10 protein-coding genes are annotated in these 13055 nt (G+C 36.5%); 7 read left to right on the top strand and 3 right to left on the bottom strand.

Annotation, left to right across the window (positions count from 1 at the left end; genetic code table 11):
- Positions 1-22: 22 nt before the first annotated feature.
- On the bottom strand, positions 23-931 hold the full coding sequence (locus F1325_RS05560) for a LysR family transcriptional regulator (protein ID WP_109373451.1): 909 nt from the start codon (positions 929-931) through the stop codon (positions 23-25).
- A 254-nt stretch (positions 932-1185) separates the two neighbouring features.
- Here F1325_RS05560 and dinG point away from each other — a divergent pair, with 254 nt between their 5' ends.
- From dinG to F1325_RS05585, 5 genes are all read left to right on the top strand, one after another.
- On the top strand, positions 1186-3294 hold the full coding sequence (gene dinG / locus F1325_RS05565; RefSeq protein ID WP_109373452.1) for an ATP-dependent DNA helicase DinG: 2109 nt from the start codon (positions 1186-1188) through the stop codon (positions 3292-3294).
- Between the two features lie 931 nt (positions 3295-4225).
- Complete coding sequence (locus F1325_RS05570) at positions 4226-5782, top strand: [FeFe] hydrogenase, group A (RefSeq protein WP_109373453.1); 1557 nt, start codon at positions 4226-4228, stop codon at positions 5780-5782.
- Between the two features lie 18 nt (positions 5783-5800).
- Positions 5801-6631 (top strand): 4Fe-4S dicluster domain-containing protein, encoded by an 831-nt coding sequence (locus F1325_RS05575; protein ID WP_109373454.1) that lies wholly within the window; start codon positions 5801-5803, stop codon positions 6629-6631.
- Positions 6628-7773 carry an NrfD/PsrC family molybdoenzyme membrane anchor subunit gene (nrfD, locus tag F1325_RS05580; RefSeq protein WP_109373455.1) on the top strand — a complete coding sequence of 382 codons (1146 nt, stop codon included), beginning with the start codon at positions 6628-6630 and terminating at the stop codon, positions 7771-7773. Before F1325_RS05575 ends, nrfD begins: the two co-directional genes overlap by 4 nt.
- 97 nt (positions 7774-7870) lie before the next feature.
- Entirely contained in the window at positions 7871-9904 is a 2034-nt protein-coding gene (locus F1325_RS05585; protein ID WP_109373456.1) for a TonB-dependent receptor domain-containing protein, read from the top strand.
- Between the two features lie 75 nt (positions 9905-9979).
- Here F1325_RS05585 and dps read toward each other — a convergent pair whose 3' ends face one another.
- Complete coding sequence (dps, locus tag F1325_RS05590; protein ID WP_100159508.1) at positions 9980-10486, bottom strand: DNA starvation/stationary phase protection protein Dps; 507 nt, start codon at positions 10484-10486, stop codon at positions 9980-9982.
- A gap of 274 nt (positions 10487-10760) precedes the next feature.
- The gene (rhtA, locus tag F1325_RS05595) at positions 10761-11651 is read right to left on the bottom strand and encodes a threonine/homoserine exporter RhtA (RefSeq protein ID WP_100159509.1); all 891 of its coding nucleotides are present in this window, start codon (positions 11649-11651) and stop codon (positions 10761-10763) included.
- A 332-nt stretch (positions 11652-11983) separates the two neighbouring features.
- Between rhtA and F1325_RS05600 the strand changes: the two genes are divergently transcribed.
- Entirely contained in the window at positions 11984-12562 is a 579-nt protein-coding gene (locus tag F1325_RS05600) for a TIGR00730 family Rossman fold protein (RefSeq protein WP_109373457.1), read from the top strand.
- Between the two features lie 9 nt (positions 12563-12571).
- Positions 12572-13036: a GNAT family N-acetyltransferase gene (locus F1325_RS05605; protein ID WP_109373458.1), complete on the top strand. Its 465-nt coding sequence runs from the start codon at positions 12572-12574 to the stop codon at positions 13034-13036.
- Positions 13037-13055: the final 19 nt, after the last annotated feature.

The following is a 13055-nucleotide window of genomic DNA, read 5'->3' on the forward strand; positions in this document are numbered from 1 at the left end:
TCGAAATAATTTATTTTTTTGGTTATTCTTGTTGTAGCGTGATATCTGCATGATTAATCACTTCATTTTGTTCATTTTTCAATGAATCAAACAGAATTTGTGCCGCTTTCCCTGGGCTATTAGAATTAAAATAAAGGTTATAACGGATCGCAGGTAAAGCAGGTAAACCTTCTTTTTCGCCTAAAATACGCAAATCATCACCAGAAAGCTCAATTGAACGCGCCATAATCCCTAAACCAGCTCGTACTGCCGCTCTTGCACCAGAAAGTGTGGTTGCAATATAAGCAATTCGCCAACGAATACCTTGTTGATCAAGATGATTTATCATCATATCGCGGTAAGTGCTTGGCTCATCAAGCACCACGAGAGGTAACGGCTCATCAAGATCAAATCTAAAATGTTTTCCGCAATACCATAATGAAGGTGAAACGCGTAATACGATTTTAGGATAACCCACATGCTCTTCAGTAGAGATGGCTAAATCTAGCTCATTGTTTTCTAACATAGACATTAAAAACGGACTACGTTTAACAATAATTTCCATAATTAAGCGAGGATAAGCGCCTGAAAAACGAGCGAGAAGTTCAGGTAAAATCGTGTTTGCGGTGTCATCGGGAGAACCAATTTTTAAAATGCCATCAATCTCTTCATGCATTAGTGAAAGGCATGCCTCATCGTTAAGGCGTAAAATACGGCGAGCGTAATTAAGCAGTTGTGTACCCGCTTCTGTCAGTGTTTTATTTCGCCCTTGGCGAGCAAATAGCTCTTTTCCAAGTAGAGACTCAAGTCGTTGCATCTGTTGGCTAACGGCGGATTGTGTTCGGCAAACGGATTCCGCCGCTGCAGCAAAGGTATTTCCATCGACAACGGCGACAAAGGTTCGAAGTAAATCAAGTTCTAAGTTAAAAATAGGGCGTTTTGCGGAAGTCATTATAGATATCTCTTAACTGGTGTTGTTGTGCTTAATAAAACAAAAGAAAAATATTTTTATAAGACTATTTTGGATGTTGCGTAACCAATACTCATACTATGAAGAGTTGAATGAATAATCCATAACAAAGCTCAATAATTTCGAGAAGTTATCCATTCTTTGATGAAAAAAACATGCAAGCAAAGGTAACTACTGATTTTTATACAGTGTTATGAGACAATGACGCCTTTCTTAAAATCAGTTACAGAGTGGTTATGTCCCTTTCTCAATCCGTTAAAAATCAAATAAGTCAGTGGTATAAAGCCCTACCAGAGCATATCGAAGGGTTTATTCCGCGTGCCCCACAGCGTGAAATGATAGCTGAGGTAGCCAAGACTTTTTCTGATGAAACGGGGCGCCATCTTGTTATTGAAGCCCCTACTGGGGTGGGTAAAACACTCTCTTATCTTATTCCGGGGATTGCAATTAGCCGTGATGAGAAAAAACCGCTGATAATTAGTACGGCGAATGTGGCACTGCAAGATCAAATTTATAGTAAAGATCTGCCATTACTTAAAAAAATCATTCCTGATCTTACGTTCACAGGCGCTTTTGGTCGTGGGCGTTACTTATGCCCTCGTAATTTAGATGTGATTTGTGCCACTGAAGGCGAGCAAATCGACTTAATGTTTTTGCTTGAAGATAAAGTGGATGTGGCGACCAGTGCAGAAAGAGAAATTTGCCAAGAGCTCAAAAATGATTTCACTAGTTTCGGCTGGGACGGATTACGCGATCACCATAAACGAGCATTAACCGATAGTTTATGGCGTAAAATCAGTACGGATAAAATGAATTGTTTAGGGCGTAATTGCCAATATTATCATCGTTGTCCTTTTTTTATTGCGCGTCGTGAAATTGATGAAGTCGATGTGGTTATTACCAATCACGCTTTAGTAATGGCAGCAATGGAAAGTGAATCCGTGTTACCTGATGCTAAAAATCTGCTTTTGGTACTTGATGAAGGGCATCATATTCCTGATGTTGCGCGCGATGCACTTGAAGTCGAAGGGGAAATAACCTTAGTTTCCCTTAATAATCAGCTTGATAATATCACTCGTCATGTTAGTCAGTATTTAGCGCAATTTATTCCTGTAAGACCGCCTAAATTGGCTGATCCTATTCGTTTTGATGCTCATATTGCTAAGTTACGTGAAGCCTATCAAGAGGTTGATACATTCACGCGAGCATTATTACCAGAACGTAGTGAACAAGATGAATATCTCTTCCCGTTAGGTGAATTACCTGAACAACTTCTGTTAAGTTGCCAGACATTATTTAAGCTAACGGATGGTTTAAAAATGCTGGGCGAAGCTATTTTAAACGATTTAACAGAACGGACAGCGAAAGAAGACGTTGTGCGTTTACATCGTGCCATTTTAACTACCAGTAGGATGGTGGGTTATTTAGAAAATATGGCGAAACTTTGGCGCTTAGCCACATTAGAGCAAACTTCAAAAGCACCAGTATCCAAATGGTTAACTCGTCGTTACGATAAAAAACAGTCTCATCTCTATTTTCATTGTGCTGGCATTCGGGTTAGTGAGCAATTGACGCAATTATTATGGAAAAATATTCCTCATGTGGTTATTACGTCTGCAACATTACGTTCATTAAATAGCTATTCTCGTATTCAAGAATTGACGGGATTAAGCGAGCAATTTGATGATCGCTTTATTACGTTGTCTTCGCCTTTTGAACATCAAAAGCAAGGCAAACTCGTGATCCCCAAAATGCACTATGAGCCAACTATGCTCCATGAACGTGAGCATTTAAAAGAGATGGCTCGTTATTTTCGCCAAGAAATGGAAGAGAATAATCATCGAGGGCAATTGGTTTTATTTAGCAGCCAACGTGCAATGGATGGCTTTTTAGAAGAAGTGAAAGACTTGCGTTTATGCTTATTAGTACAAGGTGATCAACCACGCTATCGATTAGTTGAAACACATTGCAAGCGTATTGATGCGGGTGATAATAGTGTATTAATTGGCTTACAATCTTTTGCTGAAGGTCTAGATTTAAAAGGTGATTACTTAACGCAGGTACATATCCATAAAATTGCCTTTCCTCCAGTGACTGATCCAGTGATTGTAACTGAGGGAGAGTGGTTAAAATCACTCAAACGTTATCCTTTTGAAGTGCAAAGCTTACCCAGTGCATCGTTTAATTTAATTCAGCAAGTTGGGCGTCTTATTCGTAGTCATCACTGTCATGGTGAAATTGTCATTTATGACAGACGTTTATTAACAAAAAACTACGGTTCACGCTTATTAACGGCACTGCCAGTTTTTCCAATTTATCAACCGGATATGCCTAAAGAGAAGTGATTTTCTATTATATTATAGAGATTTTACTTTTGTTAGTGATTTATGCTTCTCTAACTTACTTTGATATATTTATTAATGTGTTATTAATAAATATAGGCTATTTACTATAAATTTTTATTCTTAATAAAATAAAAATTGTTTTTTTGTTTAAAATAATAAAAGTCATTTTATGGTTAAATATATTTAATCATTTCGTTTTGTTTTTATTTAAGATTCTGTCTGATATTATTAACTTGTATTTTTTATGAATCTTATTAATAATTAAAAAATAAAAATATCTTATATTTAAAATTAAATAATTATTTTACATAAATTAATATAATTATAACAAAATAAACAATTACATTGTAATGTTCTTATTTTTATTAATTTAGAAAAAGTGAATACTTTATTTAGAAATTATCACTCTGATGTTTTTTTAAATTATTTATTTTATATTAAATAGTATGCGATAATCTTTTTTTATTTAGTTAAGATAAATGCTCAATAAATTTATAAAAAATAACAGTCATTTTAATTAACTGATTTATTTGGCTTTTTTGTTTTTATTTTCTCGTTTTTTTATAGGGTTATTTTTATGACTTTATTTCTATTTTGATATGTATCAATAAAATTAAATATATTTAATTAATAAGGTTGTAAGCTGTTTTTTTTTAATTTCTCTTCAGTACAATATATCTCATAAACACCCTATCACTTATTGAATTAAAAAAATCTCTCCTGATTTTCTTAAATGAAACGATGATTGCTGATAGGGTGTTTTTACTCAAATAAACTAGGTTCTTTAAGGTTAATACTTATTTTAAGTATTGATCTTTTTATTAATAAAATCATATAAATATATTTAACAAAAATAAGTTTTAATTCTTTATATATTACTACTCTTAAACGGTAGTTTTATTTATATATTAAAGCAGGAGCATTGTAAAAAATGAAATCTATTCTCCCTACAAAAGAAGAGAGTGACGAGAAATTATTATCTCGGCGTTCTTTCTTTTCATTTGCTGGAAAGATGAGTCTTGCGGCAGGGGTAACCGCTGTAACGGCGGGATGTGATGGTAATATTTCTGGAGGTACTGGCTGGGTTCCCGAGCAATACAATGCAAAAGGCACTTTTCCTGTACAAGTCCGAGGCCGAATTCCTATTGATCCTAATAATGTGGCAATTTGTCGTGATGATAAAAAATGCATTTTATGTGGTCAATGTGTTGAGGTGTGTGAAAAAGTACAAACGGTGATGGGAAATTACGATTTACCGTTAATTGATAGCGTTCCTTGTATTGATTGTGGACAATGTACGCTTTGGTGTCCAACAGGTGCAATAACAGAAGTTGATGATACGGATAAGGTGATTAGGGCTTTATTAGATCCAACACTGCATGTTGTTGTTCAAACCGCGCCCGCTACGCGCGTTGCTTTGGGTGAAGAGTTTGGTATGCAGCCGGGTAAGGATATTGAGTTACTGCAAGTTGCTGCACTGAGAAAACTGGGTTTTGATAAAGTTTTTGATACGAACTTTTCTGCTGATCTGACCATTATGGAAGAAGCGACAGAATTACTGCAACGAATTCAAAATAATGGCGTATTACCACAATTTACATCATGCTCGCCGGGTTGGGTTAAATTCTGTGAAATGTTTTATCCTGAATTGATCCCTAATTTATCTTCAGCAAAATCACCCATGACAATGTTGGGAACGATGATAAAAACCTATTATGCCAAAGAGCAAAATATCGATCCTACCAAAATTGTCTCTGTTGCCATTATGCCATGTACTGCTAAAAAATCAGAAGCGGCACGCCCTGAAATGAATGGCGCTAGTGTGTTATGGGAAAAACCTGATCTTCGTGATGTTGATATCGTGCTAACAACAAGAGAGCTCGCCAGATTAATTAAAAGTCACAATATCGATTTAACGTCTCTTCAACCCGCAAATTATGATCGCTTAATGTCTGAATACAGTGGTGCTGGTGCTATTTTCGGCGTGACAGGGGGTGTGATGGAAGCGGCGGTCAGAACCAGTTACTACTTTATTACAGGTGAAAGACCACCAGAGCCTTTATTTAATTTGCAACCTGTACGTGGATTAGAAGGTATTAAAGAAGCCGCTCTGGATATTCCGGGAGTGGGGGAAATTCGCGTGGCAGTTTGCTCTGGTATGGGAAATGCGCGTCCTGTCTTAGAAGCAATTCAAAAAGGGGAAAAACAGTGGCACTTCGTTGAATTTATGGGATGTCCTGGTGGGTGTATTGCGGGAGGAGGACAGCCTCGTTCGGCATTACCGCCTTCTGATGAAATACGTGCTTTACGCATGAAAGCGCTTTATAGCAAAGATGAACGCGCCACAATCCGCTTGAGTTATGAAAACAGTGAAATTCAAAGTATCTATAAACAATTTTTAGGTGAACCTTGTGGTGAACGTGCTCATCAATTGCTTCATACGCATTACCAAGATCGCAGTATTCATTTTAACAAAAAAAAAGCTTAAAGATTGAGGAAACACATTATGTCTAAAGGTGTATTAGTCGATCTTACAAAGTGTATCGGCTGCGGTAGTTGCACAGTTGCATGCAAAATGTACAACGAAAATAAATGGATAGAAGACAGACAACCTACAAGTGGTGAGAATGCCAAACTTGCGGATGAAAACTGGACGGTTATCAAAACAGTCACGGTTGAGAAAGAAGATAAAGCGGTTTGGCGTTATGTTAAAGAGCAATGTTTTCACTGTATTGATCCCGCGTGTGCTTCAGCATGTTTTGCAAAAGCCTTCCAAAAAACACCAGCAGGGCCAGTGGTTTATTATCCTGATCTCTGTGTGGGTTGCCGATATTGCATGGTGGCATGCCCGTTTGATATTCCTAAATATGAGTGGGAAAAGTCACTTCCTTATGTCACTAAATGCATGATGTGCTCATCTCGTGTGGAAGAAGGGCAATCTCCAGCATGTGTTGCAGTATGTCCTACTCAAGCCTTGGTATTTGGTGAGCGACAAACCTTATTAGAAAAAGCCAGAGAAACCATCACGAATAATCCAGAATATGTTCAACATATTTATGGTGAGAAAGAAGTGGGGGGGACTGAATGGCTCTATATTTCCGATGTGCCATTTGAACAGCTTGGCTTTAAAACGGGATTAACGGAAAAACCACTCTCTTCTTATACCTCTGATTTTATGAAATATACGCCGATAGCAGGCGCTACTTGGGCTGTGATTTTGGGTGGTATTGCCATGTTTAATCACAGAAAAGATAAAGTGAGCCGCGATGAGCAATCGCATCAGCATCTAGAGCATAACCAGAATAGTACTGATGAAGAAACAAGGAGATCAGAATGAGTGTTATCGATAATTCGACCCACTTTGGTAAGTGGCGTTTTCCTATGACACCAGTGCGCTGGGTGCTTGTTGCTATCAGTTTGATTGCCGTAGGGCTTATCTTATTTCGCTTAGTCACAGGATTGGGATTAGTGACCAATCTTAATGATGAATGGCCTTGGGGGCTTTGGATCTCTTTTGACGTGATGTGCGGTGTGGCGTTAGCTGGGGGCGGGTATGGTACTGCGTTAATTGTTTACGTATTTAAACAAGAACAATTTTCAAGTATTGCTCGAAGTGCAGCATTAACGTCATTAATTGGTTATTTATTGGTGATGGTCGGGCTTTTCCTTGATATCGGGCAGTGGTGGAATTTCTGGCGTCCATTAGTTTCTCAAGGGCATAGCTCAGTGCTTTTTGAAGTCTTTATTTGCGTCTCTGTTTATACCAGTGTGCAATTAATTGAATTTGGAGAAGTGGCAACTGAACGAGTTGGACGAAAATACCATAATTTTTTCCGTAAAATATTACCGGTATTGTTAGTCATTGGTATTGCAATTCCATCAATGCATCAATCATCACTTGGGGCGCTTTATTTATTAATGGTCGATAAACTGCATCCATTATGGTGGTCGCCAATTATTTTCTTCCAATTTTTAATTTCGTCGTTTTTTGTTGGCCCTGCAATGATCGCAGTTGAAACTGCATTAGCAGGCCGAGCGTTTAATCACAAAGTGCCAATGTCGGTATTAAGTGGTTTAGTTCGAATTTCAGGTTATGCAATGCTGGTTTATTTAGCGTTGAAATTCGGCAGTATTATTGCAGAAGGTAAAGTGCATTACCTTTTCGAAGGCAGCTTTGAATCTTTATTTTTTTGGATTGAAGTTGGTTTTGGCGTTATTGTGCCGTTAATTATCTGTTTCTCACCATTAATAAAACGTCGAGGCTGGCTGGTAACTTTTGGTGCGCTAGTCGCTTCGGGGGTTATTTTAAACCGTTATAACGTTGTGGTGACAGGTATGGTGACATCAACGGGTGTCTCTTATTGGCCATCGCTACCAGAATTAACTATCACTCTTGGTCTGGTTTCAATGGGGGCGCTCGCTTATTTATTTATCTGCGAAAACTTCCGTATTATTGAACATGAAGACGACAAACATTAATTAACTTAATGCCCAATTTAATTGGGCATTTTTTATAAATAAAACCAAGAAAATACTCTTTTTTATTCTTTTATTAATGATAAATAGAACGATAAATATGCCTATTTTAAAAAAATCCTTGTGGTTTATTTCTTCCTCTTTGCTTTCGATTACACCAATATTGAGTTATTCCCAAGCGAATGAAAATAAACCAGAACATATTATTGTCAGTGGACAAAAAGAAGGTCATTCGTCAAATCGTATTTATAACATTGAAGCTGAAAAAATAAGCAATATAGCAGGGGGAACTAATTTAATTACGGTTGATCATGAAAATCGCTTATTAACGTTGAATGATGCCTTAAAGGATCAACCAGGTATCGTGATACAAAGTTTATTTGGTGGATTAGATCAACCTCGTTTAAGTATTCGAGGCTCAGGTGTTCAAAGTGCGCCACTTTCTAGAGGGGTATTATTACTCCAAGACGGACTGCCTCTTAATGAAGCCGATGGTAGCTTTCACTCAAGTATGATTGATGTACGAGATGCACAATTTATTAGCATTCGCCGCGGTACAAATAGTACACAATTGCAAAGCAATAACTTAGGGGGAGAGCTTGATTTTATCACCTATACAGGACGAAATAATCAAAATCAATTGCGTTATGAACAAGGTTCTTTTGGGCGTCAAGGTCTACAAATGGCGTTAGGCGGTTATAGTGATGATCATCCTATTGATGCCAGAATAAGTCTAAGTTATGACCATTATAATGGGTATCGAGAGCACTCTGCTTCTCAACGTAAAACAATGCGCTCAACACTCGGGTATACTTCAGACAACTTTGAAAATAGAACATGGATTAATTGGACTGATCTGCGTTTTGATGTTCCTGGCCCAGCAACCTTACAAATGGTTGAGAATGATCCTAAAGCGGTATTACCTGCAATTAAGAAAAAAGATCCCCATAGAAATGTCGAACAATTACGTATAGCCAATAAATCGACATGGAATAGTGGTGCTCACGATATTCAATTTGGATGGTGGTATTCACAAACACATGATAATTTCAAAACACCCAGTCATTACCAATTTGTGAATTATTATACTAAAGGCGCTCAATTTAATTATAAATTAGAAACTCAGCATATTAGTTATCGTGCCGCGTTAGCTTGGGATCACTCGATAATGAAAGATGATATCGAGAAAAATCCCAAAGGCTGGCTAGGACGATATGATGGACGAGCTGAAAATATCTATGCGTCTTTAGGGGCGGGTATACATATTAGTAACAGTGTGTTGTTTAATCTGGATGTAAAAGGAACTCATGCGAAAAGAGATGTATTTTCGAGCCATAATTCTCTTGAACAGTCCTTTAATTTCTTAACACCTAAAGTTGGGCTGATTTGGTATCCTAATTACAATACACGCTTATTTGCTAATGTCAGTATGAGCCAAGAGCCGGCTTCTTTTAATGATATTATTAATCCTAAAGCGCCGTTAAATAAGGTCAATCTGTTAAAACTTTCGCCTCAAAAAGCAACCAGTTTTGAAATTGGTAGTGATATTGAATTAACAGATAATATCGGTTTAAGTACGGTGCTTTATCGCAGTTTTATTAAAGATGAATATATTACATCCCACGATCAAAATGGGAATATTGTTGATATTTATAATTATCCTGCAAAAACTCGCCATCAAGGTGTTGAATTCAGTATCAATGCGATTCAACCGCTTCGTGTTGGTGATTTTCTCTATCGTGCAACATGGACGTATAATGATTTTCGTTTTATGGGCGGGGAATATAATCGAAAATATATTGCAGGTGTTCCTAGAAACCTTATTTCGGGTGAAATTAACTATCAATTAAATGGATTGAGATTTGGTCCTACACTGTATTGGTCACCCACAAATGTTGCTGTTGATCATGGTAACCATCTTAATATTCAAAAGAGTAAACCCTATGCATTATTAGGATTTAATGCACATTATCAATATGATAATCAGTGGTCTACTTATTTGAATTTAGACAATATTACGAATAAACGCTATGCGGCAAGCACTTTGGCCAATCCAACAGTGAAAAAAAATGATGCCTTACTTTTCCCTGGGAATGGTTTTAGTGTTAATGCGGGTGTGGTGTATAAATTTTAATTCAATCAGAAAATAGACAAAGGCTGCCTTACATGGCAGCCTTTTTTATATTAATCACGTCTCTTTACACGTAGATTAATTTTCAATATTGGCTTCAATAAACCATAGGAATTTATCAAGATCACGCGATGCAGCAGTAAACATATCGGCGGTATCTTCGTCTTCAACTTCGTCAATGGCTTTACGAATATCATTAGCAACAACAGCATAACGATCAGCCAGTGCTTTTAGGTGATCTTGCACATCATGAATATCCAGTGGATAAGCTTTCAGTGGTGTTTTTTTACCGACAACTTGTGCTGTGCCTAATACTGTGCCACCTAACTGAACAATACGCTCTGCGAACTCATCAGTGTGCTGATTAATGGTATCGCGGAAGCCATCAACCATCTCATGAACAGAAATAAAGTTTCTGCCACGCATATTCCAGTGCGCTTGTTTTGTGATGAGAGATAGGTCGATAAACTGCGTCACCATCTGTTGCAATAATTCAATAGCGTGCAGTTTTACGCTGTCATCGAGGTTATTACGGGTATAAAGCAGAGTTGAAGGTGTGGATTTGACTAATTTAGCAGTACTCATAATCGTTCTCCCTAAATAATTAATAACTCAATATCTTAATTTCTGTTAATGATGATAGTGAGTTATTAATGGTTAGTCTTATCGATTGATACTATTAAATTGATAGGTCATCTATTAAAAAAATCTAATCTATCGAAATAGTCTATTTAGGGTAAGACAATGAGCGCAAAATAGCAATGATAGGTCAGTAAAGTTATTATTGAATAAGAAAAAAGGATCATAAGATCCTTTTTAAATAAATATTTATTTCTTATAAGAAAATACGGTTAAGTAATTATTTAACCTCTTCAATTTTGGTTTTATTTTTCATGGTTGCTGTTGAACCTATAGAGGCTAATACAATAAAGGCAAGGGCAATCCATTGAATTAGTGTCAAATGTTCGTGTAAGAAAATAATACCAATAAAGGCACCCATACAAGGTTCTAAGCTCATTAAAGTACCGAACGTTTTAGCGGGTAAACGTGTAAGAGCAATCATTTCTAAGGTGTAAGGAAATGCAGTCGATAAAATTGCAATGGCTAATGCAACCGGTAAAATTGACCAGCTAAACATAATGTCAGGACTACTTTGTAACATACCAATAGGAACGAAAATAAAGGCAGCCACTAATGAGCCAATTGAAACTGTTGCCGCACCGTAACCTTTACCTGCACGTTGTCCGAATACAATATATAGCGCCCAACCTACACCAGCACCCAGTGCATAAAGAATACCTAGAGGATCTAATCCATGAATATTATCGCCAATAGGTAGCAATAATCCTAAGCCTGCAATGACTAAAATTATCCATAAAAAGTCGATGGCTCTGCGCGATGAAAACATAGCAACAGCTAAAGGGCCTGTAAATTCAAGGGCAACAGCAATTCCTAAAGGAATGGTTTCAAGAGCAAGATAGAAAAGGTAATTCATTGCCCCTAAAGATAAACCATATAGAAACAGTGGCATAATTGATTTTCGAGTGAATTTGAGTCGCCACGGTTTAAAAATAAAAAAGAGAATTAAAGTACCCAATAATAGACGTAATGCCGTTACAGCTGGAGCACCAATAACAGGAAATAGGCTTTTAGCAAGGGATGCGCCACTTTGAATTGAAAGCATGGAGAGAAGCAAAAGAAGCACAGGGTAAAACACCTGTAATTTAGCTGAGTGTCTGGCTGACAACATCCTATAAAACCTCGTCAATAATCAATCGTTATGTGTTCTCTGTTAGCAGATAACAAAGGATCGCATAATATAAAATAAAATCACCGACTTTAATATAGCTATTCATTAATAAATATTTTTTATTTTAATTTAGTTGAGTGAGATTAGCTAAAATATAACTTAATTTATTTTTAATAAAATAAAAAATGACTTCTCATAAATATAAGCATTAATAATGATTAAATATATATGTGAAATAAAAAGCGTAAAAACACTTTTTTTAACCTTTTTTATTAAAAATACCTTCAGTATAATTCCAAGCTCGATTTAACTAGCTAAAAGAGAATAAAGAAATGAGTAAAATAAAATCTATCGCAGTGTATTGTGGTTCTAGTTTAGGCGCTTCACCTATTTATAAAGAACAAGCAATTATTTTTGCCAAAGAGCTAGTTAAACGTAATATTACCTTAGTTTATGGTGGTGCCAGTGTCGGTATTATGGGCACTCTCGCTGATACTGTATTAGCTGAAGGCGGAAAGGTGATAGGGGTTATTCCTACGCTATTAGAAGGGCGTGAAATATCTCATAAAAATCTGACCGAACTGCATGTTGTTGAAACAATGCATCAACGTAAAAGTAAAATGATAGAACTGGCTGGTGGTTTTGTCGCTTTACCCGGTGGTTTCGGTACATTAGAGGAGTTTAGTGAAGTCTTTACATGGAGCCAAATTGGTTTGCACCAAAAACCATTGGGCATACTTAATATTAATCAATTTTACGATCCGCTTTTGATGATGATTGATAAAATGGCGGATGAACAGTTCTTACATGAAAAATATCGCCATATGGCTATTGTGGAACAATGCCCTATTCAATTATTAGATAAATTTGAAACATATATTGCACCTCCAGTAAAAACCTATAACAAATAAAGGTAAAAAATGATAATCATAAGAAAAGCAATATTGTCTGATGTAGAAGAAATTAATACTCTTTATATCTATTTATTTGATGAAATGGCAACATTACAGCCAGAGAGATTAAAGCCCGGTAAACAAGATGAAGCTTTTATTATTAATGGTATTCAAAATAATAAATTTCATCTTTTAGTGGCAGATTTAGACGGTAAAGTGGTTGGATTCAGTATTGCTCAAATTCAAGAAACACCTATGTTTAACTGCTTGGTTCAACGTAAATATGCTTATATTTACGATATCGTTACTGATCCTACGGTACGTAGCCAAGGCGTAGGTCGTTTATTGTTGACCGCAATGAAAGAGTGGGCAAAATCAGAAAAAATGACGCATCTCGAATTGTCTGTATTAGCTGAAAATGGTGCAGCTAAACGTTTTTATGAGCGAGAAGGATTAAAAGAAGTCAGCACAATGATGGGAATTACTTTATAATTCTATTAAATTTATCTTA

Origin of the sequence: Proteus columbae (assembly GCF_009914335.1) — a bacterium.
Lineage (GTDB): Bacteria > Pseudomonadota > Gammaproteobacteria > Enterobacterales > Enterobacteriaceae > Proteus.